The 23,058-nt window shown below is 64.2% G+C and carries 20 protein-coding genes; 5 read left to right on the top strand and 15 right to left on the bottom strand.

Going from position 1 to position 23,058, the window contains the following annotated elements:
- Nucleotides 1-85: 85 nt before the first annotated feature.
- The 6 genes from HIM68_RS03070 to HIM68_RS03095 form a co-directional block, all read right to left on the bottom strand.
- Nucleotides 86-2,458 carry an excinuclease ABC subunit UvrA gene (locus tag HIM68_RS03070; protein WP_259356762.1) on the bottom strand — a complete coding sequence of 791 codons (2,373 nt, stop codon included), beginning with the start codon at nucleotides 2,456-2,458 and terminating at the stop codon, nucleotides 86-88.
- Nucleotides 2,459-2,463: 5 nt separating this feature from the next.
- A complete protein-coding gene (locus HIM68_RS03075; protein WP_218973605.1) occupies nucleotides 2,464-2,883 on the bottom strand; it encodes a VOC family protein in 420 nt (139 codons plus the stop codon).
- Nucleotides 2,884-2,893: 10 nt separating this feature from the next.
- On the bottom strand, nucleotides 2,894-3,301 hold the full coding sequence (locus HIM68_RS03080) for a helix-turn-helix transcriptional regulator (protein WP_139467216.1): 408 nt from the start codon (nucleotides 3,299-3,301) through the stop codon (nucleotides 2,894-2,896).
- A complete protein-coding gene (locus HIM68_RS03085; RefSeq protein ID WP_172169475.1) occupies nucleotides 3,298-4,821 on the bottom strand; it encodes an APC family permease in 1,524 nt (507 codons plus the stop codon). Before HIM68_RS03085 ends, HIM68_RS03080 begins: the two co-directional genes overlap by 4 nt.
- Nucleotide 4,822: 1 nt before the next feature.
- Nucleotides 4,823-6,181 carry an NAD(P)/FAD-dependent oxidoreductase gene (locus HIM68_RS03090; RefSeq protein WP_172169478.1) on the bottom strand — a complete coding sequence of 453 codons (1,359 nt, stop codon included), beginning with the start codon at nucleotides 6,179-6,181 and terminating at the stop codon, nucleotides 4,823-4,825.
- 103 nt (nucleotides 6,182-6,284) lie between these two features.
- Nucleotides 6,285-7,271 carry an SDR family oxidoreductase gene (locus HIM68_RS03095; RefSeq protein ID WP_172169481.1) on the bottom strand — a complete coding sequence of 329 codons (987 nt, stop codon included), beginning with the start codon at nucleotides 7,269-7,271 and terminating at the stop codon, nucleotides 6,285-6,287.
- 63 nt (nucleotides 7,272-7,334) lie between these two features.
- On the opposite strand from HIM68_RS03095, the gene HIM68_RS03100 reads away from it, so the two are divergent.
- Nucleotides 7,335-8,270 carry a YafY family protein gene (locus tag HIM68_RS03100; RefSeq protein WP_172169484.1) on the top strand — a complete coding sequence of 312 codons (936 nt, stop codon included), beginning with the start codon at nucleotides 7,335-7,337 and terminating at the stop codon, nucleotides 8,268-8,270.
- Nucleotides 8,271-8,299: 29 nt separating this feature from the next.
- Here the strand turns inward: HIM68_RS03100 and HIM68_RS19130 are convergent, their stop codons facing one another.
- A complete protein-coding gene (locus tag HIM68_RS19130) occupies nucleotides 8,300-9,136 on the bottom strand; it encodes a septal ring lytic transglycosylase RlpA family protein (RefSeq protein WP_172169487.1) in 837 nt (278 codons plus the stop codon).
- Nucleotides 9,137-9,392: 256 nt separating this feature from the next.
- The gene (locus tag HIM68_RS03110) at nucleotides 9,393-9,716 is read right to left on the bottom strand and encodes a hypothetical protein (protein WP_172169490.1); all 324 of its coding nucleotides are present in this window, start codon (nucleotides 9,714-9,716) and stop codon (nucleotides 9,393-9,395) included.
- Between the two features lie 56 nt (nucleotides 9,717-9,772).
- Here HIM68_RS03110 and HIM68_RS03115 point away from each other — a divergent pair, with 56 nt between their 5' ends.
- Together HIM68_RS03115 and HIM68_RS03120 are read left to right on the top strand one after the other, a co-directional pair.
- Nucleotides 9,773-10,537: a glycerophosphodiester phosphodiesterase family protein gene (locus HIM68_RS03115; protein ID WP_139908033.1), complete on the top strand. Its 765-nt coding sequence runs from the start codon at nucleotides 9,773-9,775 to the stop codon at nucleotides 10,535-10,537.
- 111 nt (nucleotides 10,538-10,648) lie between these two features.
- Entirely contained in the window at nucleotides 10,649-10,990 is a 342-nt protein-coding gene (locus tag HIM68_RS03120) for an RNA polymerase-binding protein RbpA (protein ID WP_098731087.1), read from the top strand.
- A gap of 126 nt (nucleotides 10,991-11,116) precedes the next feature.
- On the opposite strand, the gene HIM68_RS03125 is transcribed toward HIM68_RS03120, so the two are convergent.
- Both HIM68_RS03125 and HIM68_RS03130 read right to left on the bottom strand, forming a co-directional pair.
- A complete protein-coding gene (locus HIM68_RS03125; protein WP_259356763.1) occupies nucleotides 11,117-11,875 on the bottom strand; it encodes a polyprenol monophosphomannose synthase in 759 nt (252 codons plus the stop codon).
- Between the two features lie 277 nt (nucleotides 11,876-12,152).
- On the bottom strand, nucleotides 12,153-13,079 hold the full coding sequence (locus HIM68_RS03130; protein WP_172170273.1) for a metal-dependent hydrolase: 927 nt from the start codon (nucleotides 13,077-13,079) through the stop codon (nucleotides 12,153-12,155).
- A 76-nt stretch (nucleotides 13,080-13,155) separates the two neighbouring features.
- On the opposite strand from HIM68_RS03130, the gene HIM68_RS03135 reads away from it, so the two are divergent.
- On the top strand, nucleotides 13,156-14,859 hold the full coding sequence (locus HIM68_RS03135) for a 5'-3' exonuclease H3TH domain-containing protein (RefSeq protein ID WP_259356764.1): 1,704 nt from the start codon (nucleotides 13,156-13,158) through the stop codon (nucleotides 14,857-14,859).
- 42 nt (nucleotides 14,860-14,901) lie between these two features.
- Nucleotides 14,902-17,163 (top strand): accessory Sec system translocase SecA2, encoded by a 2,262-nt coding sequence (gene secA2 / locus HIM68_RS03140; RefSeq protein ID WP_139908035.1) that lies wholly within the window; start codon nucleotides 14,902-14,904, stop codon nucleotides 17,161-17,163.
- 54 nt (nucleotides 17,164-17,217) lie between these two features.
- Here secA2 and HIM68_RS03145 read toward each other — a convergent pair whose 3' ends face one another.
- From HIM68_RS03145 to HIM68_RS03165, 5 genes are all read right to left on the bottom strand, one after another.
- Nucleotides 17,218-19,938, bottom strand: a complete 2,721-nt coding sequence (locus HIM68_RS03145) for an RNA helicase (RefSeq protein ID WP_172169496.1) — start codon at nucleotides 19,936-19,938, stop codon at nucleotides 17,218-17,220.
- On the bottom strand, nucleotides 19,931-20,773 hold the full coding sequence (tatC, locus tag HIM68_RS03150; protein WP_308423766.1) for a twin-arginine translocase subunit TatC: 843 nt from the start codon (nucleotides 20,771-20,773) through the stop codon (nucleotides 19,931-19,933). Before tatC ends, HIM68_RS03145 begins: the two co-directional genes overlap by 8 nt.
- On the bottom strand, nucleotides 20,770-21,051 hold the full coding sequence (tatA, locus tag HIM68_RS03155; RefSeq protein WP_139467226.1) for a Sec-independent protein translocase subunit TatA: 282 nt from the start codon (nucleotides 21,049-21,051) through the stop codon (nucleotides 20,770-20,772). The genes tatC and tatA overlap by 4 nt, the downstream gene beginning before the upstream one ends.
- Nucleotides 21,052-21,137: 86 nt before the next feature.
- On the bottom strand, nucleotides 21,138-22,025 hold the full coding sequence (locus HIM68_RS19270) for a WYL domain-containing protein (RefSeq protein WP_139467227.1): 888 nt from the start codon (nucleotides 22,023-22,025) through the stop codon (nucleotides 21,138-21,140).
- Nucleotides 22,009-23,031, bottom strand: a complete 1,023-nt coding sequence (locus HIM68_RS03165) for a YafY family protein (protein ID WP_229663924.1) — start codon at nucleotides 23,029-23,031, stop codon at nucleotides 22,009-22,011. The genes HIM68_RS19270 and HIM68_RS03165 overlap by 17 nt, the downstream gene beginning before the upstream one ends.
- Nucleotides 23,032-23,058: the final 27 nt, after the last annotated feature.

The raw sequence follows: 23,058 nt of genomic DNA on the forward strand, positions 1-23,058 counted from the left end.
GCATTTGAACCCGAGACCGTGAATTCAGCATCCGAATCGCCTCCGCGGAACCTGAGTGAGGCCTGAAGAGCAGCGGCTCCCCCGGTCAGGAATTCACGTACTGTGCCAGATGCTCCGCGGTCAGCGATCCGTTCGCCTTCGCCCCTGCGACCAGCTCAGTCGGGCTGCCTTCGAAGACGATCGACCCTCCGTCATGTCCGGCGCCGGGCCCCAGGTCGATGATGTGATCGGCGTGAGCCATCACGGCCTGATGGTGTTCGATGACGATGACGGTACGCCCCGAATCGACGAGCCCGTCGAGGAGCTGGAGCAGATTCTCGACATCGGCCAAGTGCAGACCGGTCGTCGGTTCGTCGAGGATGATCACCTGCGCGGCATCAGCGGCCTTCGCCGACAGATGGACCGCCAACTTCAATCTCTGCCGCTCTCCCCCGGACAGAGTCGTCAGCGGCTGACCGAGGCTGACATAGCCGAGTCCCACCTCGGCGAGGATCTTCAGAATCTTCACGACCGCGGGGATACGCGACTCCCCCGCACCGAAATGCTCAATCGCTGCGTCCACCGGCAGGTCGAGGACCTCACGGATATTCAGTCCGCCCAAGGCGAACTCGAGCACCTCGGCTTGGAAACCCTTGCCCTCGCACTCGTCGCAGGGTGCGGACACGCCGCCCATGAGCGCCATATCCGAATAGATGATTCCGGCCCCGTTGCACACGGGACAGGCACCTTCGGAGTTCGCGCTGAAGAGAGCGGGCTTGACCCCATTGGCCCTCGCGAATGCCTTCCGAATGGGCTCGAGCATCCCTGTATACGTGGCCGGGTTGCTGCGCCGGGATCCCTTGATCGGCGCCTGATCGATCATCACGACCCCATCACGTCCACGCAGGGATCCCTCGATGAGGCTGCTCTTACCGGACCCTGCGACGCCGGTGACGACGGTGAGCACGCCGAGGGGCACGTCGACATCGACATCTCGCAGATTGTGCGACCCGGCCTCGCGGATCTCGAGAGCTCCCGCCGGCTCCCGCACCTTTTCCTTGAGCGACGCCGTGTATCCGAGGTGGCGACCGGTGAGCGTATCGGATGCCCGGAGACCGTCGACGGTGCCGGTGAAGGTGACCTCTCCCCCGTTGCTGCCGGCTCCGGGTCCGAGATCGACGATGTGATCGGCGATGAGGATCGTCTCGGGTTTGTGTTCGACGACGAGCACCGTGTTGCCTTTGTCCCGCAGCGCCAGCAGGAGTTCGTTCATCGATCGGATGTCGTGTGAGTGCAGGCCGATCGTCGGTTCGTCGAAGACGTAGGTGACGTCCGTGAGCGAGGACCCGAGGTGGCGGACCAGTTTTATCCGCTGCGCCTCTCCCCCGGACAGCGATCCGGCTGATCTGTCCAAGGACAGATAACCGAGGCCGATGTCGTTGAAGGCGCGCACATCCGCACGCAGGGAATCGAGCAGCGCCGAGGCGGCTCCCGGCTCGATCTGGTCCAACCAACCCGTGATGTCCGAGATCTGCAGAGCGCAGACATCAGCAATCGACTTGCCGGCGATCAGCGAGGACCGGGCGGCTCCGTTGAGCCGTGTCCCTGCGCATTCGGGGCAGGTGGTGAAGACGACGGCACGGTCGACGAATTCGCGGATGTGCTTCTGCATCGAATCCCGGTCCTTGGACAGGAACGACCGTTGGATCCGCGGAATCAGCCCGTCGAAGGTGATGTTGGTGCCATTGATCCTGACCTTCTCGCCTTCGGCATAGAGCAGATAGTGCCGCTCCTTCTCATCGAAATCGGCGACCGGTTTGTCCGGATCGAAGTACCCGGATTCGGAGAACATGCGCACCGACCAGCCGCCGGGTTTGTACCCGGGAACGGTGATGGCCCCGTCATTGAGAGATTTCGACTCATCGACCACCTCGGCGATGGAGATGTCCGTGGCTGTGCCCATGCCCTCGCAGTGCGGGCACATGCCGCCGTTGACGGAGAATGCCTTCCGTTCGACCTGTTTGCCCTCGCCCTTGTCGATGGTCACCGCGCCCTTGCCGCTCAGGGTGGCGACGTTGAAGGAATACGCGTTCGTCGATCCGAGGTTCGGTTCTGCCAGACGCGCGAAGAGGGTGCGCAGCTTCGCATTGATATCAGAGACCGTGCCCACCGTGGAGCGCGGGTTCGCCCCGATCCGCTCCTGGTCGACGATGATGGCCGTCGTCAGTCCCTCGAGGACGTCGACCTCGGGTCGGGCCATCGCCGGCATGAAGCCTTGGACGAAGGCGGAGTAGGTCTCGTTGATCATCCGCTGGGACTCGGCGGCGATGGTGTGGAAGACGAGTGAGCTCTTTCCGGAGCCCGAGACGCCGGTGAAGACCGTGAGACGGCGCTTGGGGATCTCGACGCTGACGTTCTTGAGGTTGTTCTCCCTGGCTCCGCTGACGCGGATGAGGTCGTGGCTGTCTGCACTGTGCACTGGTGTCAGTCTCTCTGCTGGATGCGGATCATGTTCCCGGCGGGGTCCCGCAGGGCGCAGTCTCGCAGACCATAGGGCTGGTCCATCGGCTCCTGCACGATGTCGGCGCCCTTGGCCTCCACCTCGGCGAAGGCCTCATCGACGTTCGGTGTCGCGAGCACGATCGCGGCATAGCTGCCTTTGGCGATGAGTCTTTCGATGGTCTCCCGTTCGGTGTCGCTGATCGTCGGGTCGGTCACGGGCGGGGTGAGCACGATCGATGTGTCGGGTTGGCCGACCGGTCCCACCGTCAGCCAGCGCATGCGTCCGGCACCGACGTCGAGGCGCAGCTCGAAGCCGAGGATGTCACGGTAGAAGGTCAGGGATTCTTCCGCATCGGTGTGCGGCAGGAAGCTGGCGTTGATCGAGATGTCCATGTCAGCAATCGTAGACTGCTCAGCTCGGTGGGACTTCTCGATTCCTGACCGGTCGCAGTGCATTCTTCACCACGATCGTCGGCAGCCGGTGCTCGCCCGCGGCGACCCCGTCGCGGTAACGGGTCGGTGAGAGTCCGACGAGTTCGCTGAAGCGAGTGCTGAAGGTGCCCAGGGACGAGAAGCCGACGGTGAAGCAGATCTCGGTGATCGTGAGATCGCCGCGGCGGATGAGGGCCATGGCTCGTTCGATCCTGCGCGTCATGAGATACGAATACGGTGACTCGCCGAAGGCCGCTCTGAACTGGCGGCTGAGGTGCCCGGCGGACATGTGCACGCCTGTGGCCAGGGCCTCCACGCTCAATGGCTGGTCGAACTCGCGGTCGATGCGGTCCCGGACCCGGCGCAGAGCCACCAGCTGTTCGTTCACCCCTCGTCGACTCCCTGCTTCAGGGTGCGTCCGCGGAAGAAGTCGGGATGGCGGACGGATTGGAAGATCATGATGACCACTCCCAGGGCCAGCACCCCGATGCCGAGGACGAAGACGAGTCCGACGCCGAAGACCGAGGATCCCGAACCGTAGTCGGGGTCGAGAGAGTCGATTGCGGTGGTGACGAAGATGATCAGCAGGGTCACGCCCCCGACGAGCGGGAACAGGAAACGGTAGAAGAACGTGCGGGTCGAGGAGAAGAGGCTGCGTCGGAAATACCAGATGCAGGCCAGACCCGTGATGCCGTAGTAGAAGCAGACCATGAGTCCCAGCGCAGTGATCGTGTCCCACAGAGCGTTCTCCGAGAGCAGGCGCATGACGACATAGAAGATGATCGCGGCCCCCGCCGAGGTGACGGTGGCGACCGATGGGGATTTGTAGCGGGGAGAGACCCGACCGTACTTCTCAGGAAGCGCCCCGTAGTGGCCCATCGCCAGGATCGTCCGCGAGGGCGAGACCATCGTCGCCTGCAGCGAGGACAGGGAAGATGAGAGCACCGCAACGGACACGAGCACAGCGAAGGGCCCCATGACCGGGCCGGCGAGTGAGGCGAAGATCGATTCCTGGTTGTCGGGGTTGCCCGCACCCAGCCCTTTGGTGCCGACCCCTGCGAAGGAGATGACGGCGATCGTACAGGCGATGTAGATGATGACGATCGCGATGATCGTGAGCATGGCAGCGCGACCTGGAGTCTTCTCCGGATCCTTCGCTTCCTCGTTCATCGTGATCACCGTGTCCCAGCCCCAGAACAGGAAGATCGACAGCGATACGGCCGCAGCGACGGTGGAGAAGTCGCCGGCGGACAGCGGATTGAACCAATCAAGCGAGACCGGGGTCGGATCATAGGAGGTGCCGTTGGACGCCTGCACGATCGCAGCGACGACGAACCAGCCCAACGCCAGCACCTGGAAGGCGACCAGCCATACCTGCAGCTTCTCGGTGGCTTCGACTCCCCGATAGGACACCCAGGCCGCAGCAGCGGTGAGGATGATCGTCACGGGGATGTTGATCCACAGCACCCGTGTGAGTTCGGCGATGGACGGATCGGAGAACACTTGGGACAGCAGAAGGAAGAGGAAGTCGACGGCAACGGCTGCGAGGTTGGACAGCACAAGGACGGTGGCGGCGACGAGCCCCCAACCGCCCATCCAACCGAGCCACGGCCCGAACGCTCTGGTCGCCCATGTGAACGTCGTGCCCGAATCCGGCATCGCGGTATTCAGTTCGCGGTAGCCGAAGACGACGAGGAGCATCGGCACGAAGCCGATGAGCAGCACGGCCGGGGTGTGCACTCCGACCTCGGAGATCGTCGGACCCAGTCCCGAGGTCAGCGTATAGGCCGGAGCGATGCAGGAGATGCCGATGACGGCTCCCCCGATGGCTCCGATCTTGCCGGCGGAGAGTCCTTTGGAGCTCAGTCCGCTCGTGTTCGTCGACGGTGACGGCTGTGTGCTGCTCATCTCAGGACTTCTCGCCGAGGATCCTCTCGGCGGTGGCGGTGCCGATGCGCACCGCTCCGTCGACGTGCTGGTAGCCTTCGGCAGCGATATCGGAGCTGGCGAAGTGGATGGGCCCGACCGGGTCGTTCTGGAACGGTCCCCACCGGTGCAGACCGCCCAGGTCGTAGCTCGTCGCATAAGCTCCGCGGGTCCATTCCTCCGCGCCGAAGTCGGAGAGGTAGAACACTCGGGGGTCGAGTGCCTTCGGGCCGAGGAATTCGGCGAGGGCTTCGAGGATCTTCGTCCGGCGGGACTCTTCGTCCAGGGCCCACATGGCATCGGCGTTGACATCGGAGATGAAGCCGACGAGAGTACCCTGCTCTTCACCGTGGTTCGTGTTGTCGTAGACCTCTTGGACGAGACGTGAGGCACCGAATCCGGTTCCGCACAGACCGTCTTCGCGCCAGAACGGGCTGTCGTAAGTGGCGTGGACCTTGATGACGAGCCCCATCGACTGGTGTTGGTGGAAGATCTGCTGGAGCCTCGGCAGCGGCGGGTCATAGCTGATGCGCGAGTACAGGTTCGGTGGCACGGCGACGATCGCATGGCCTGCGCTGACTGTCAGCTCGTCGGTGGAAACACTGACGCCGGTCTCCGACCATTCGATCCGGCGCACCGGCTGCTGCAGACGGACGATGTCCTCGCCGAGCTCCTCGGCCATCTGCACCGAAACCGACTGCATCCCGCCGACGACGCGACGATCGAGGATGAAGTGATCGTCGACGAGATTCGTGAACGATCCCGCCGAGGCGGCCATGAGAATGGCTTGGAGTGCTGAGAAGGTGGTGGCGGGCTTGGTCAGCATGCCGCCGGCGACGAACAGCCCGATGTTCTCACATGCGAGTTCGTCCTCGGACTGCTGGCGCAGCCAGTGGTGAAAGGAGATCGAGTCGAGTTCGGCAGCGTCTTCGGCATCCCAGGGTGAATTCGGACCGATCCTGGCGGCGAGTTCGTCGAGGATGCCGATGAGACGTTCCATCTCGGACTGGGTCGACTCCCCCACCGGGAACATCTCTCCCGAGTAGACGGTGCGTTTTCCGTCGGGAGCGATGTAGACGCTGTCTCCGTCGCGGTACCGCGGGTAGGTCTCTTTGCCGAGTTCGTCGACGAGCGCGAGCAGCGCGGTCTGGTCCGGGGAGATCCACTGGCCGCCGAGTTCGAACATCTGCCCGTCGATGTGTTCGGTCCAGGTGCGGCCGCCCACGCGGTCACGGGCCTCGAGCACGATGACGCTGCGTCCGGCCTTCCGCAGCCGACGGGCGGCGCTCAGGCCCGATGGGCCTGCTCCGATGATGACGACGTCACGGGTTTCTGCGGACACGGCGAACTCCTCCTGAAGCGATTGGGTGGCTTCAGACTAACGAGGTCCCGGGCCCGTGCCAAGACGGATTCGGCAAGTGCGGAATCCGCACTCGCCCGTGCGGTCAGCGGAACTCGCGGGGATCCGCCGCAGGGTCGTTCTCAAGGGTGGTGATGAAGCTCCACGAATCGGGTCGCGAACCGTCGAGGTCATTGAATCCGTAGTGGACAGCCAATCCGTGGGTGTCCTGCGTCGTCGAGTTGAAGCTGTGCCGGTCGGGATCGGCGGCCAGTGCGACAACGGAACGACCGAGCAGATGAGGCGTCTCGGAGATCGCAAAATCACGTGGCGGTTCGGTGCGGGTTTCGTCGAGCGAGTCGCGCATCCAGTCATCCTCTGTGGTGCCGAAGTGATCGAGCATCATCTCCGATCGCAGCCAACCGGGGGTGATGGCGACCGCGGTCGCTTCCACCTTGGCGAGTTCGTGGCCGAGCCCGAAGGCCAGACGGCTCACAGCCGTCTTCGTGAGGTCGAGGAAGATATTCTCCCGGTAATGGCCCGCGTTGAACTCTGCGGTGCCGTCGGTGATCTCGATGTGGAGACCGCCCGGATTCCGTGTGAGCAGGGGCAGGGCGGCATGTGCGGTGTGCAGGTGAGTGAGCAGACCCGCCCGGAACAAGCGCATCTCGGTATCGAGTTCAGTCTCCCAGAACGGTGTGCCCCACTCGACGTAGGCTTCTCCCCCGATGTCGTTGACGAGGATGTCGAGACGACCGTGGTGGGCTTCGATCTGGCCGATCACCTGTGAGATCCGGGCCGGATCGAGGTGATCACAGACGTGGGCTTCGGCCTGGCCGCCTTCGTCGGTGATGAGGGCGGCGGTGTCTTCGATCGTCTCTGTGCGTGCGTAGTCGGAGGGACGCTCGTGGGTCGATCGGCCGGTGCAGTGGACGAAGGCGCCGGCGCGTGCGAGGTCCCGGGCGATGGCGCGGCCGGCTCCTCGGGTGGCCCCGGCGACGAGGGCGACCTTGCCGCTCAGCGCACGTTGGGAGAACGGAGCGAAGTCGGCGGGGTCGGCGGCGTGAGCTGATTCCGGTGTCGGTGTATTCATGGGAACAGTCTCATCGGCTTCCACTGACATCTCGTGTCAGTGTCCTTCATTATTCTCGGAATTATGAAAGCTGCTCGCCTCGTTTCGGAGATCGTCATCCTCGGTGCGCGTTCTCGGCCGCTCACGGCATCCGATCTCGCGCGACGTCTCGAGGTCACCGAGCGGACGATCTACCGTGACCTCGGTGAGCTGTCGCGGATGGGCGTGCCCGTCATCACCGAGGCGGGGCCCGGCGGCGGGATCAGCCTCCTCGGCGACTGGGTCTCGCCTGTGGCGGGTCTGACCCGGGACGAACTCGACTCTCTCCTCATCGGCTCCCCTGCCGCGGCCGATCTCGGCTTCTCGTCCGCGTTGGCCACGGCCCGAGCGAAAGTCCTCGCCGAATCGTCATCGGCATTCTCGCAGCTCATCCTCGTCGACGGGCCGGATTGGTTCATGGCCAAGGAGGATCCCGAGCAGCTCGACACCATCGTCACCGCACTGCGCACTCAGCGGGGACTGCAGGTCACATATCGCGGACGGAACGGTCTGCGATCGCGCACACTGCTGCCTCTGGGACTCGTCGTCAAGGCCGGTCGCTGGTATCTCGCGGCGCAGCCGCCGGGAGGCAGTCCCCGAACGTATCGAGTTTCACGGATCGGCTCGGCCGAGCTGCGATTCCTCCACTGCACTCCCCCGCCTTCTTTCGACCTCGCGGACTACTGGACGGGGGCGCAGGCTGAATTCGATGCTTCGATTCGTCGGATACTCGTGAGACTGCGGCTGCCCGTGGCCCAGATCGACGACCTTAAGCGCGCGATTCCGGGCCGACTCACCGAGGACGCCATCAACACGGGGCGGACGGATCGCGACACCATCGAGATCGACCTTCCCATGGAACCCGCCGGGGTGGCCGTCAGCCAGCTCGTCACCGTGCCCGGGGTCGAAGTCCTCTCGCCAAAACAGCTCCGCCGCGTCCTGCACGATCATGCATGGGCCGCGGCGGAGCTCAATGAGTGACGTGAGCAGTCAGCAGCTCACCGCCCGGGTCACTGCACTTCGTACTTGCCGTTGATCTGCCCGGCGCCGACACCGCCGACGGCCTCCATGGCGGCTTTGGACAGGTCGAAGCACCGATTGCCGTGGTAGGGGCCGCGGTCGTTGACCCGCACCGTCACGGACTTTCCGTTCGCGCTGTTCGTGATTTTCACCTTGGAGCCGAACGGCAGAGTCTTATGGGCCGCGGTGAGCTTGTTCGTATCGAAGATCTCGCCGTTTGCGGTCTGTTTCCCGTCGAATCCGTCACCGCCGCCGTAGTAGGACATCGGGCAGCTGCCGGACTCGCCGGCCGACTTGCCGGAGTTCGACGGTCCGTCGTTCTCATCAGCGGACCCGCCGGACGAGCCCTCGTCGCCAGAGGATTCTCCGCCGCCGGACGAGCCCTGATCCTTTTTGTCAGCGGTCTTCGACGGCTCAGGGCTGGGCGTCTCGATATGAGTGTCGATCGTGACTTCTGCGGGCTTCTCCTTGGCCTGCTTCTTCGCCTTGGCGAGGAATTCATCCGCGGCCTTCGTCGGCTCGGAGACGGCGACAGCGGGGGCTTCGGCCGGCGCTTCGGCCACGACCTGGCCGCCCGTGGAGGCACCATCGGGCACCATTGCAAGGCTCGAAGCGACGACGGCTGCCGTTGCGGCCGTCGGCACGATGAAGGCGGAGAGCACCGGACGGGTGCGGACTGCTGCCAGCACTCCCCCAGCGGTGTTCGGGCGGCCGGTCGGTGCGTGGCGTCCGGTCTTCTTCTTCGCCGTCAGCGCTGAGAAGATCGAACCGGTCTTCTTGGTGCTCGGTGCTGAGTGTCTGCCCACAGTGGTGTTCCTCGTCGTCATCAGAAAGTGTCTCGGCAACTCGGAGATGCAACGGGAAGACCTCTCGCAAAAGTGCGCTCGAGGAGAAACTCCAAGTTATCTGATCGTTACCTTCACAGATTCTAGTTAAGGAACTGTTACAAAAGCAATGTGGCACACCCGAACGGTGTGCCACATCGCTGAGATCCTGCTCACGACAGCATGTCCGTGTGCCGCTGGTCCTCGGAACCTCGACGGATGCGAGAAACGCAAGGCGGTCCTGGCGAGCCGGTGATGGTCAGCGGGACTTGCGCGTCACCAGTTTTCGGACACCGTCGGCTCCTGTCGTCACGGTCTCCTGTGCCCGGTCGAAGGCTCGTTCGACCTTGCCGCTGCGCACAGCGTCATCGATCGCGTGCGAAACGGAACCCAGTGCACGGTTGACGCCGTTCTCGGTGGCTTCGATGAGGCGGGAGGTCGAGGCCGCCTCACGCACATTCTTCACACCTGTGCTCGCGACGCTGTATGCGCGTCCGGCGGCCCGGCGGGCGCGTTCTGTCGGGGTCTTCGCGGTTGCGTCGATGACGTCGTCGGGTTCGATGGGTTCGCGGTGTGAGCTCATGGCTCCATCCTTGAACACAGCCTCGGCGAAATCAACACCCTGGTTAGGATTGGACCATGAATTCCCAGCGGGAGGTCATCGCGGACCCAGAGATCATCGCGCACCGAGGCGGCCTCTGGCCGGGGATGAGCGAAAACACCCTCGAGGCCTTCGCCGCTGCGGCGTCGGCCGGAGTCAAGTGGATGGAGACCGATGTCCACGCCTCCGCTGACGGCATCCTCTTCGCCGCACACGATGCCGACCTCAATCGCATCGCCGGGCTGGGCCACACCATTCGGGAACTGCCGGCAGCCGAGCTCGACCGAGTCGAACTCCTCGCGGGCGGTCGACTCCCCCGCCTCGAGACGCTGGTGGAAGCACTGCCGGACGTGCGATGGAACATCGATGTCAAAGCCGCCCACAGCATCGGCCCGATGATCCGCTTCGTTCACAATTTCCATGCCGCCGACCGCATCCGCCTCGCTTCCTTCGATTCCGCAACGCTCCGACGGCTGCGCATAGCTCTGCCCGGTGTGCGGACGTCGACGGGGACGACGGAGACCGCCCTCTTCGCCCTCGGCCGACTGCCGGGAATTCCCGATCATGGGGTTGCTCCCCTCCCGCCCGGAGCCGACGCTCTCCAGGTTCCGGTCTCGTTCAGACGGATCCCCGTAGTCACAGCGGACTTCGTCGACCGGGCTCACCGGTCAGGTCTGCTCGTCCACGTCTGGACGGTCAATGACGAGGCGACGATGCGGACGCTGCTCGATCAAGGAGTCGACGGGATCGTCACCGATGATGTCGAGCTCGGCCTCGACGTGCTCGCTGGCCGACACGGCTGAGTCGAGATTCCGGTCGAGGAATGGATCACTCCCGGTCGGCGAGGAATATTCGAGCACGGTAGACTGTTACATTGCGTCCAAGGTGTGCAGTCGAGTCGGAAGGTCTTAGATATGAGCGAACGCAGTCTCCGCGGAACACAGTTGGGCTCGCGCAGCCTCGAAACCGAAGAGGGCGTCGAGCCGGCACCCCGCCAGATGGTCGAATTCGAATGCGAAGACGGGACCCGTTTCAAGGTGCCGTTCTCCATCGAAGCCGAGGTTCCCTCGACCTGGGATTCGGGAATCCACGGCATCGGCGTCCGCGTCGGGGTCAATGAACCCGATGGCGAGCCCGTCAAGCATGTGCGTTCCCACTGGGACATGCTCCTGGAACGCCGATCCTTCGACGAACTCCAGGTGCTCCTCGACGAGCGCCTCGCAATCCGTCGCGGTGAGGTTCCGGCCCAGAGCTGATATAACCACAACAAGAGCACACAAGGGGTGCAGGTCAACCGACCTGCACCCCTTATTGCTACCTGACGGCGGCCTAGCAACCTCGCGCGAAGTTGCTGGGCCGCCGTCAGGTAGTAAGAGGGGAATTTAGGTGGTGGGGGTGGAACGGGTCAGCAGGCGGCGCAGCTGACTGCGGCGGCGGGTCAGGCCCCAACTCGCAACCTTCGTGAACGCTTCGGTGATGATCGAGCCGCTCATCTTCGATTCACCGAGCTCGCGTTCGACGAAGACGATGGGCACCTCGGCGACGCGGAAGCCAGCTTCGACGGTGCGGTAGGTCATGTCGATCTGGAAGCAGTATCCCTGCGACTGCACACCGGAGAGATCGAGTGCCTCGAGCACAGCGCGGTTGTACGCGCGGAAGCCGGCGGTCGCATCTTTGACTCCCAGACCCATGACAGCGTTGACGTAGACGTTCGCGCCGCGGGAGAGGAAGTATCTCGACTTCGGCCAATCGACGATCTCGCCGCCGGGCACCCACCGTGAGCCGATGATGAGGTCTCCTCGTCCTTCTCCCGCGGCGTCGAGCAGCTGCCCCAGGTCGAGGGAGCGGTGAGAACCATCGGCATCGAACTCGCAGATGATCTCGTAGTCGCGTTCCAATGCCCATTCGAATCCAGCGATATAGGCCATTCCGAGCCCTGACTTCTCGCTGCGGTGGAGGACGTTAATGCGGGGATCCTTCTCAGCCTGCTCATCGGCCCACACGCCGGTTCCATCGGGAGAGCCGTCGTCGACGATGAGGACGTCGACTTCGGGCTGCTGTTCGAACAGTCCGGCCAATGTCACGGGGAGGGCGAGACGTTCGTTGAAAGTGGGGATGACGACAAGAATCTTGGAAAGCACGGACTCCACGATACGCGGAAGTCGCCCCAGACAATGAGTCGACACCCCCGCCTTCGGACCACGCTGCCGCAACAGCGAGTTATCTATTGACGGGAGTGCCGACTCCATCCCACGTCAAGCGGAATGTTCACGTCGAATCTAGTGGCCGCCGGAGACTTTGCAAAATCGCTGTGACCTGGGCTGATGGCTGAAACTGCAGGTCAGAGGCTCAAATGAAAAACCGGAATTTTCAGTCCATCGGCGTGTCGGCTGGACAGGCCGAAGCATCGGTTTCAGATCAGAGTTCCACCCGGGTGGGCAGCGCCACATCGGGAGACAGTTCGGGCAGCCCCGGTGTTCCCGACCGCGGATCGGTGCTCCAGGCTGCGACGCGCGGGTCGGCGACCTGGACGACGAGCCGTTCGACCTTCCAGCGCACGATATCGGCATCGGCACCGGGGGCGAGCACTCCGCCTTCGGGATTTCCGGCCGCCCGGTGGGCGAAGCGGGTGGCAGCGTTGAAGGCCGCACGGGCGCCGATTCCTCCGTCGCCGACGACGGCATCCCGCACTCCTGCCCAGGGCGAGGTTTCGGAATGGCTGAAGGACACCTGCGCTCCGGCGGCGAGCAGCTGTGCCAAGGGCTGCGGGCGAGCCGGGTCGAGGGTGATGGCGATTCCGCTGCGGCCGAGGGCTTGGACCTGATCGTCCGGAACGGCGAAGTCCAGGCGCAGACGGTACCCGTGGCGTTGGGCATGTGCGGCATCGGCCCGCAGGGTCTCGAGCACCTCGGTGAGCTGGTCGTCCGAGGCGACGAGGATGAAGAGGCTCAGTGCCGGCAGCTCCTCGAGTCCGAGCAGGTCAGCGGCGGTGATCGAGGCCCGACGGGTTCCGAAGGAGCCGGACTCCAGCTGCGGGTAGTCGACGATCGACAGTGCCTCCGGAGCGTCGGCGGCGAACCGGGCGACCGCCTCGGCGGTGCCGATCGCGTGCACATGGGTGAACCCCTGTGCGTACAGGTCGGCGGCCGACGGGGCCGAGTCGTCCACGATCAGCCCGGCATGGACGAAGCCCGGGGTGAGGAAGTCCTCACCGAGGTCGATCGCCTCCGGGTCCAGAGCCTTGGCCGCTTCATCGGAACCGATGAATGAGACCTTTCCGTCCGCATATCCCAGCGCCGTCGCAAACGGGTCGACACTGCTGTAAACATCTCCACCAAAGTACATAGTCACAGCCGACAGGCTACACCGTCGGCCGTTGCGGCTACACCTGTGTCAGGAGGGTCGGGTATCGTCACCTGATGTGAAGCCCTTGGTTCTGCTCGATACTCCAGCCCTGTACTACCGCGCCTTCTATTCGGTGCCGGATTCGATCGTCAATGCCGACGGTCACCCGGTCAACGCCGTTCGAGGGGTGCTCGACACCGTCGCGCAGATGGTGCGCCGGTTCGACACCGATCGTGTGATCGCGACGATGGACGCGGATTGGCGTCCGGCCTTCCGCACCGCGATCATGCCCGAGTACAAGGCGGCACGCGTCAAGGACGAAGAAGCCGGCACGGAGATCCCACCTGAGCTGGCCGTGCAGCTGCCCATCATGAACCGCGTCCTCACAGCCGCGGGGATTCCCATCGCCGAGGTGGCCGGGACCGAAGCCGATGACGTCATCGCCACGATGGCTGCCCAGTCGAAAACCCCTGTGATCATCGTCTCCCCCGACCGCGATCTGTTGGCTCTGCTCGACTCGTCCGCCGAAGTCAGCGTACTGCGCCCCCGGAAAGGCGGCGAGTGGGAAGCCCTGGCACAGACCGACCTTCCGACCGCCTACGGAGTGCCCGACGGCGCCCGCTATCGCGAGCTCGCCGCTCTGCGCGGCGATCCGTCCGACGGGCTTCCCGGAGCACCCGGTATCGGGGAGAAGACCGCCGCGACGCTGCTGGAGAACTTCGGCTCCCTCGAATCGATCGTCAAGGCCGCCAAGGCCGGGGTGAAGACCGGCGGGCTCAGTCCGAAGCGAGCCGCAACGATCATCGAGGTCGAGGAGAGTCTCTACAAGACTCTGGAGGTCATGCGCTGCCTGACCGACGTCGAGCACGGCATCGACCTCGACCGCGTCCCGAACAGCTTCGACCGCGCCGGGGTCGAAGCTGCGGCCGAGGGGCAGAACATCCGCCGCTCCGTCGACAATCTCACCAGTGCTCTCGAATCCGTGTCGGGGACCGCCGGTGCGGCCTCCGCACACTCCGCGGCACCTGGGCGCACAGCGACGGCGTCCGCGTCACCCGAGTCTGCCGAGTCAGCTGAGTCAACAGTACGGAACGGGACCGACGGTTCGTGGGCTCAGTCGCGGCTCGTCGGCTTCGACCTCGAGACCACCGGAGTCGAACCGGCCACCGCCCGAATCGTCACCGCCGCCTTCGTCGACTCGGCGGATCAGGTGCGCACGTGGCTGGCCGATCCGGGGATCGAGATCCCAGAGTCGGCGCGGGCGGTCCACGGCATCACCACCGAATTCGCTCAGGCCAACGGAGCGGCCGCCACTCAGGTCATCAGCGAGCTGTGCGCAGAATTCGCCGCACTGAGAGAAGAGGGCGCCGTCGTCGTCGGACACAACGTCGTCTACGACCTCAGTGTGATGGCCGCCGAGGTGGCCCGCCACCGCCCGGACATCGATTTCCCTTCGATCATCCCGACGATCGTCGACACCTTCGTCGTCGACAAGCACATCGATCCCTACCGCAAGGGCAAACGGACGCTCATCGAGACGGCGAAGAGCTACCGCGTCGAACTCCTCGACGCCCATGATGCTGCCGCCGACGCTCTGGCCGCTCTGGACATTTCCCGAGCATTGGCCGAGAAGTCGACGGAAATCTCAGCGATGAGCAACGATGAGATCATGGCCGCACAGGCCGATTGGAAGCGCTCACAGGCGGCAGGGCTGCAGGCCTGGCTGCGGAAGAAGGGCAACGCCGAGGCCGTCGTCGACGGTTCGTGGCCCATGTCCTGAACGCTAGACTCGACATCGACGTACAAACGACGAAGGACGACAATGGGATTCTTTTCTCGCCTGCTCAACCGACCCGGCTCTCATGCGGAGAAGACGACAGGTTGGTTCGAGCGCGCCGTCGACGATCTGGACGCGGCCGGGCGCGAATTCTCCGAACTCAGCGATGCCGAAATCACGGAGGCCGCCGGCGAGGTCTTCGGCTCGGGCACACAGCAGCAGACTCTCATCCGCTACTGTGCTCTGGCGCGCGAAGCCGGTGAGCGGGTGCTGGACGAACGCGCCTATGACACACAGCTTCGCGGACTCGTCGGGCTGCTGCAGGGCAGCATCGTGCAGATGGCCACCGGTGAGGGCAAGACTCTCGTCGGTGCGCTGGCCGCAGCCGGCTACGCACTGCAGGGGCGACGCGTGCACGTCGTCAGCGTCAACGACTACCTCGCCGTCCGTGACCGCAACTGGATGAAGCCCCTGTTCGACCTCCTCGGAGTGAAGTCAGCCGCGATCTCCGGCGCGCAGGGCGACGACGAACGCCGTGAAGCCTACCGCTCCGAGGTCGTCTACGCCTCGGTCACCGAGGTCGGCTTCGATGTCCTCCGTGACCGGTTCCTCACCGAGGATGCCGATCAGCGGGTGCCCGAACGCGATGTCGTCATCGTCGATGAGGCCGACTCCGTCCTCATCGACGAGGCGCGTGTGCCACTCGTCCTCGCCGGTTCTTCCAGTGTCCAGGACACCGACGCCGCGATCGCAGCGCTCGTGTCCCGGCTCAGCCCTGACACCGACTATGAGGTCAGCGCCGACAGGCACGCCGTCTCACTCACCGACGCCGGAGTCGACCGGGTCGAGGAGGAACTCGACGTCGAACTCTTCGGAGAGGACTCCGAGACGCTCGCCGCCGTCAATCTGGCACTCCACGCCCGAGCGCTGGTCAGACGCGACGTCGACTATCTCGTCGTCGATGGACGGATCAAACTCATCTCCTCGTCCCGAGGTCGCGTCGCCGAACTTCAGCGCTGGCCGGATGGACTCCAAGCCGCGGTCGAAGCCAAGGAGAGCCTCGACGCCACCGACAGCGGTGAGATCCTCGACCAGATGACGGTCGAAGAGCTCATCCACGGATATCAGACCGTCTGCGGAATGACCGGCACCGCCCTGGCCGTCGGGGACGATCTGCGCGAATTCTATGGGCTGGAGATCGTGCCCATCGATACGCACCTGCCCGTGATCCGCGTCGACGAACCCGACCGCCTGTTCACCTATCAGGAGTCGAAGGAACGAGCGATCGTCGAAGAGGTCGCCGACCATCATGCCCGCAGCCGTCCCGTTCTCATCGGCACCTCCTCGGTGGCCGAGAGCGAGTCGTTGGCCGAACGGCTGACCGAACGCGGAATCGACGTCGCCGTCCTCAACGCTAAGGACGATTCCCGGGAAGCAGAGATCATCGCGAAAGCAGGTGCACCTGGCGCGGTGACGGTGTCGACGCAGATGGCCGGACGCGGGACGGACATCCGACTGGCCGACGACGAGGTCGCTGACGCCGGGGGCCTCCTCGTCATCGGCGCCGGTCGCTATCCGTCATCGCGACTCGATGACCAGCTGCGCGGTCGCGCAGGTCGTCAGGGCGATCCCGGCACGTCCGTGTTCTTCACCAGCCTCGAAGACGAACTGGTCACCAGGGTTCCCGAGATCCAACGCTTCGTCTCCGAAGGTGATGAGACGGGTCTCATCGAATCCAAGCGCGCGCTCGGCCTCGTCGAACACGCTCAGCGCATCGCTGAGGGACAGAACACCGCACTGCATCGTGACACCTGGCGCTTCAACGAGCTCATGGCCAAACAGCGCGAGCTCGTCCTCGAGCGCCGAGCCGAGATCCGCAAGGACGACGAGCCCGTCGAGCAGCTGCGCAAGGAGCTCGGCGACCGTGCCGATGAGATCGCGCAGGACCACTCCGACGAGCTGCTGGACTCGGTGCTGCGAGAGGTCATGCTCTTCCACCTCGACGCGCGTTGGGTTGATCACCTCGCCTTCCTCAACGATCTGCGTGAGGGCATCCACCTGCGCACATTCGCCAGGGAGAAGCCGCACGAGGCGTTCAACACCGAGTCGATTCGGGTCTTCTCATCGTTCTGGTCCGATGTCATCGACGATTCGAAGTCGACGATCGAGGAAGCGACGATCACCGATGAGGGAATCGACCTCGAGTCGCACGGACTCAAACGCCCGTCGTCGACGTGGACCTACCTGACGACGGAGAACGCGTTCGGCTCCGATATCGAGAACATCGTGAAGAAGGTCCGCCGCTGAGACGAAGACGCTGCGTCTGCGCTCCCCCGGCGGAGAGCGCAGACGCGGTGACGCTCAGGAGTCGGCGACGACTCCGCGACGAATGGCTTCGATGGTGCGACGAACGCGCACTGCGGTCTCCGCGTCGATGACCTCCGCGACCTGACCGAGCAGATCGAGGCTCTGCTTGGCCCATCTGACGAAGTCACCGGCGGCGATATCGCTGCCCCGCAGTGATTCCGACAGGGTTCTGCCTTCTGTCCACCGGTACATCGGTCTGATCAGCCCACGGTCCGGTTCGTCAGTCGTGGTCAGAGCATGCTGTTCTTCGAGGTGGAAGAGCCGACGCCAGATCGTCTCCGATTCGTCGCAGACAGCCTTGAGGTCGGGGCTCGGAGCCCGATGTGCGGTCAGGGTGTCCCTGCGCGACTGGAAGACGAAGATCGATGCGAACGCCGCAAGTTCCGGCTCATTGAGTCTGTCCCACAATCCGGCGCGGATCGTCAGTGCCACCAGGAGATCCCGTTCGCCGTAGATCCGACGCAGCATAGTCGAGTGCTCGGGATCGAACCCGAGCCCGCGCAGCACATCCTGGACTCGGTCGAACACCAGAGCGATCGAGGTGGTGCGGCCTTCGATCCGGGCGATGAGCGAATCGTTCTCCCGGATGAGTTTGTCCGCACGGTTGGCCCACCGGGCGTGGAGTTCCCGGTCCGGGCAGTCGTGACAGGGATGTGCCCGCATCTGCGCTTGGAGCTCGGCGACAGTGGTGCTCTCCCCCTGATGCTCTCGGGTCGATTCCCAATGGGCTTCCGCATCGACCCTGCCGTCGGCAACGGCAGATTCGAGGATGGACAGCAGCTGCCTGCGGTCGCCTGCCTGCCGGTGGTTGAACTTCTTCGGTACTCGGACGCGCCCTTGAGAGGCGACGGGTTCGGTCACCTCGTGGGGTCGCAGATGCCACACTTTGCCCTGCTCTGTGAGGACGGTGGGCAGTCGTGAGACACCGTCCTTGTTGCTCATCGGAGAGATGATGACTGCGCGTCCGCCGACCCGTTTGGCCGGCATCGTCACGACATCGCCGATCTTGAGAGCGGTGAGGGATTCGACGATGTCGCGCTGCCTGTTCCGCGACTTCGTCCGGGTCTCCTGCTTCTGCGTATCCGAGATCGCCCGGCGCAGTCCGGCGTATTCGGAGAAGTCACCGAGGTCGCAGTGCATCGACTTCTCGTACGCCTCGATCGTGGCTTCGTTCTTGCGCACCTTCCGGGCCAGGCCGACGACGGCCTTATCGGCCTGGAACTGGGCGAAGGAGGTCTCGAGCACCTTGGCTGCCTCGTCCGAACTCATTCGCGACAGCAGATTCGCGGTCATGTTGTAGGTCGGCCCGAACGCCGAATTCAGTGCGTAGGAACGGTTCGAGGCCAAGGCTGCCAGCTCGCTGACCTCGATGGTCGGGTGCCAGACCACGACCGAATGGCCGATGCGGTCGATTCCGCGGCGACCGGCTCGTCCGGTCAACTGGGTGTATTCCCCCGGGGTGATCATCACATGTGCTTCGCCGTTGAACTTCACGAGCTTTTCGAGCACGACGGTGCGCGCAGGCATGTTGATGCCCAGCGCCAGCGTCTCCGTGGCGAAGACGACCTTGATGATTCCCTGCGAGAACAGCTCCTCGACGAGCTGTTTGAACTGCGGGATCATCCCCGCATGGTGCGCAGCAACTCCGAGCAGCAGACCCTCACGGAAGGTGTGATAGCCGAGGATGCCGAGGTCTTCGTCGGCGAGATCGTCGCGCAGCGACTCGAGGGCGGCATTGACGATCGTCTTCTCCTCCCGAGAGTTCAGATCGGTGCCCGTGCTCAGATACTGTTCGACGGCTTCATCGCAGCCATTGCGGGAGAAGATGAAAATGATCGCCGGGAGCATGGCCGCCTCGGCGAGAGATGCCACCACCTGAGTGCGGCTGGGACGGCGGAATCGGGCACGGGTGGCACGTGCGCGCTTCGACCGCGGTCCCCCGTGTGTCCGAGTGGCGTGGTTGAGTGCCGGATCGATGCGGTCGGAATCGCTGTGCGTGAACAGGTCGTACATCCGGTGGCCGACCAGGACGTGATTGACCAGCGGCACCGGCCGGTGGCTCGTGGACACGATCGTCGTCGGTCCCCGGACTTCACGCAGCCAGGCCCCGAACTCCTCCACATTCGACACCGTCGCCGACAGAGACACCATCTGCACTCGGTCCGGCAGGTGGATGATGACCTCTTCCCACACCGGTCCGCGGAATCGGTCGGCGAGGTAGTGGACTTCGTCGAGGACGACGAAGCCGAGGTCCGAGAGACCAGACACGTCGTTGTAGAGCATATTGCGCAGCACTTCGGTGGTCATCACGATGATCGGCGCATCGCGGCGGATCGATGTGTCGCCGGTGAGCAGCCCGACGTTCTCCGCCCCGTGGACCTCTGCGAGGTCATTGAACTTCTGATTGCTCAGCGCCTTGATCGGGGTCGTGTAGAAGACCCGTTTGCCCTCGCCGCGAGCCAATTCCACAGCGAACTCCGCGATGAGCGTCTTGCCGGCACCGGTCGGCGCTGTGACCAGCACGTCCTCGCCGTCCTGCAGATGACTGCAGGCTTCGATCTGGAAGTCATCGAGGGCGAACTCGGTGCGCTCCATGAACTGTCCCAAGGGAGTGCGGGCGAATTCCGCACGCTCCTTGAAGTCGGCATAGGCGGCCGAGGGGCTCAGCGGTTCATCGGCAGAAGCGTCGGTCGAAAGCGGCGTAGGGTCAGTCATTCTTCTCTTCGTCGGTCAGTTCATCCTCGTCGACCCACAGGCCCTGCGCGATGAGGCGCTTCTTACGTCGGCGATCATTGAAGACACAGATCACCCACGCCAGACAGAACAAGGTCATCATGGGGATGACGAGGAAGAACATGGACATGGCGTCCGGAGTCGGGGTGGCGATCGCGGCGAACAGGAAGACGAGCATGACGATGATGCGCCACGATTTCTTGATCCTCTCCGCCGACAGGATTCCGAGCATGTTGAGTCCCACCATGAGCACGGGAAGGACGAACGCAAGTCCGAAGACGACGATGATGATCATCACGAAGCTCAGATAGTCCTGTGCCGGGATGATGTTCGTGCCGCCCTCGGGGGTGAACGAGGTCAGTGCCTTCACCGCATTGGGCAGAGCGAAGAACGCCATGGTCGACCCGGCCAGGAACAGCGGAATCGCTGCCCCGAGGAATCCGAGGGAGTACAGCTTCTCCTTGCGCTTCAGTCCCGGGACGATGAAGGCCCAGACCTCATAGAGCCAGATGGGGCAGGAGAGGAAGAGACCGATGAAGAACGAGAGTTTGATCTTCAGGTCGAAGGGAGAGGCGACTCCGGCGAAGTTGATCTCGGCCATCCGTCCGCCGTTGTCACGGATCGTCCGGATCGGCTCTTGGAGGATGTCGAGGACAGGGTCGTAGAGGAACCAGCCTGCCACCGCGCCCAGAGCGATGGCGATGGCGGAGATGATGACGCGATTGCGCAACTCGACGAGGTGCCCGACGACGGGCATCTTCTTCTCAGGATTGCTCTTCCGTGATCGAGATGGCTTCCGCTGGCTGTTCTCTTTCACTTCTCGTGAGACTGCGGGTCCTGCTTCTCTCGCCGCGACTCCTCGGTACCAGTGGTTTCACCGGTGGCCGTGGTGGAATCGGTCGAGGAGTTCTGGTTGAGCGCTCCCGGCTCGGTGGTCTTGCCGGATTCGTCGTCGTCGCGCAGGTCCTTGACTTCGGACTTGAAGATCTTCATCGACTGTCCCAGGCTTCGGGCCAGCTGCGGCAGTTTGGGTGCGCCGAAGATGATCACGATGATGAGGATCACGATCGCGATCTGCACGAAACTTGGTCTCATGGGGAGCTCCTTGGATTGTTGATGCTGTGGATGATTCTACGCGCTGCGGCTGAGCCTTTCATCCACATCCGGGCGCGGTCTTCGTCTCAGCCGAGCCTGCGCAGGGCGGCCGCAACGGCTTCGGTGTCGTCGATCTCGGTGATGACATCGGCATGGCAGAGCAGGAACCGGCTGAGCCAATCCACCGAATGCACGAGCAGGCGGATGCGTACGCTCGTGTCACCGCCGTCGAGGTACTCGCGATTCGTCACGTCGAGTTCATCTGCCAGCCATGCTCCCGCGGCCCCGAGACCGAGGGTGACTTCGTAAGAGCTCGTCGTCGACTCACTGACCGACATCGGCGGATGCGCTGCCGGTTCCCAGGAACGGATGCGCCCCAGGGCGAAGCGGCGGGGTGCTCCGGCCGAGTAGCACCAGGCATCGACGTACCAGTCAGCACCAGGTACGAGCCGGGTCGGGGCGATGGTCCGGGTCGTGAGTTCGTCGCGGGAGCCGACGTAGTAGTCGATGCTCATCGCCGTGCCTTCTTCGACAGCCTGTCGCAGTGCGGTCAGCAGCTCTTCGTCGGCATCGATGGGGCTGACGTCGACGGCGGTGCGCAGGTTCTCTCCTGCCGCCACACGCAGTTTGGATGCTGCTGTGGCCACGGCTTCGGAATCGAGTCCGGGCAGGGAAGAGAGCATATCGAGCGCGAGCACGAGGACGCCGGCTTCCTCGGCGCTGAGCCGCACGGGCACGGAGACCTCTTCGGCGTTGGAGATGAATATCTGCCCGCCTTCCCAGGAGGCGTCGATGAGATCATCGGGCATATGTCCGGGTCGACCTGTAACGAAGAGCAGCTGCAGATCGTCGATGAGGGTGTCGGAGTCGATGCCGAAATAGGCGGCGGTCTCTTCGAGGTCCGCTCCCGGATGCGCGTCGAGGTAGGGCACGAGGCTGAGCAGCCGGGTGAGGCGTTCACGCGCTGAGGACACTGGTGCCTCCCAAGCGGTTGAGCGAGTCCCGAATCGTTTCGCGTCGGCGGTCGACGGCACGCACGAGGTCGGGCGGATCGACCACGTCGACGGCGTCCCCGAAGCCGACGATCTCAGCGGCGAGGCCCTCGACATCGGAATACCCGATGATCACGTCGTCTCCGTCGCTGCGGATCTGTCGACGGCGCAGCGGATCGGCCCGGTGCGCACGGATGCGCAGCGTCGCCTCGGCGACGACGGCCATCTCGGAACTCGACTGCAGCGCCAGCTGCGGGGAGAAGTCCTCGGGAATCTCATAGTCGCCGGGTTCACGGCCGCTGAGCTTCGCGATCCCTCCCTCAACACGGGAGAGCCGGAAGGTGCGGCGAGCTTCGCGATCGAGATCGAAGCCGAAGAGGTAGACGCGGTCACCGCGGCTGAGCAGCGCATAGGGTTCCAGACGCACTTTCCTCACGCTCTGGCCGGGTTTGTGGTAGCGGAAGCCGACGGCTTCGCGGGCGTTGATGTGGTGAAGGGCCGTGGCGAAGTTCGCGCTGGCCAGCCGGTGCGCGGCGGTGCCCGGGTCGACGCTTCCCGGTCCGGCGGCGGACTGGCCGAGGTCGATGCCGAGAGCACGCAGCTTCGTCAGCGCCTGAGCCGAGGACTCCCCGAGTTCGGTCTCCGCCCAGAACGCGGCGGCCACGGTCACGGCAGCCACCTCGGCGGGGGTGAGATCGACGTCGCCCATCGCATAGTCGGCGGTGGAGATCCGATACCCCGTCTCCCCCGCATCGCCATAGGCATCGTGTTCGGCCCGGGTGGCGATGGTGATGCCCATGTGCCGCAGCAGCTCTTTGTCGCGAGAGAATTTGCGATCGAAGGCGACCTCGTCGAGTCCGGAATAGCCGTCGATGGCGCTCATCAGCGTCTTGCGCGACACCCAGCCGCGGGAAGCGCGCAGGGCGATCAGCAGATTCATCAGACGTTCGGTCTGCTGTCTCTGTCTGCTGGTGCGGGGTGTATTCACGATTCCACCGTAACCTAAGCCGGGCGA

It is taken from the genome of Brevibacterium sp. CT2-23B (genome assembly GCF_013168765.1).
GTDB classification, from domain to species: Bacteria; Actinomycetota; Actinomycetes; order Actinomycetales; family Brevibacteriaceae; genus Brevibacterium; species Brevibacterium sediminis.

Excerpts from the sequence above, each read along its gene's own strand:
- HIM68_RS03085 (WP_172169475.1), bottom strand. The coding sequence starts at position 4,821 with ATGAGCAGCACACAGCCGTCACCGTCGACGAACACGAGCGGACTGAGC.
- HIM68_RS03100 (WP_172169484.1), top strand. The coding sequence starts at position 7,335 with ATGAAAGCTGCTCGCCTCGTTTCGGAGATCGTCATCCTCGGTGCGCGT.
- HIM68_RS03130 (WP_172170273.1), bottom strand. The coding sequence starts at position 13,079 with ATGTACTTTGGTGGAGATGTTTACAGCAGTGTCGACCCGTTTGCGACG.
- HIM68_RS03145 (WP_172169496.1), bottom strand. The coding sequence starts at position 19,938 with ATGACTGACCCTACGCCGCTTTCGACCGACGCTTCTGCCGATGAACCG.
- HIM68_RS03120 (WP_098731087.1), top strand. The coding sequence starts at position 10,649 with ATGAGCGAACGCAGTCTCCGCGGAACACAGTTGGGCTCGCGCAGCCTC.
- tatA (WP_139467226.1), bottom strand. The coding sequence starts at position 21,051 with ATGAGACCAAGTTTCGTGCAGATCGCGATCGTGATCCTCATCATCGTG.
- HIM68_RS03110 (WP_172169490.1), bottom strand. The coding sequence starts at position 9,716 with ATGAGCTCACACCGCGAACCCATCGAACCCGACGACGTCATCGACGCA.
- HIM68_RS19130 (WP_172169487.1), bottom strand. The coding sequence starts at position 9,136 with ATGACGACGAGGAACACCACTGTGGGCAGACACTCAGCACCGAGCACC.
- HIM68_RS03095 (WP_172169481.1), bottom strand. The coding sequence starts at position 7,271 with ATGAATACACCGACACCGGAATCAGCTCACGCCGCCGACCCCGCCGAC.
- secA2 (WP_139908035.1), top strand. The coding sequence starts at position 14,902 with ATGGGATTCTTTTCTCGCCTGCTCAACCGACCCGGCTCTCATGCGGAG.
- HIM68_RS03115 (WP_139908033.1), top strand. The coding sequence starts at position 9,773 with ATGAATTCCCAGCGGGAGGTCATCGCGGACCCAGAGATCATCGCGCAC.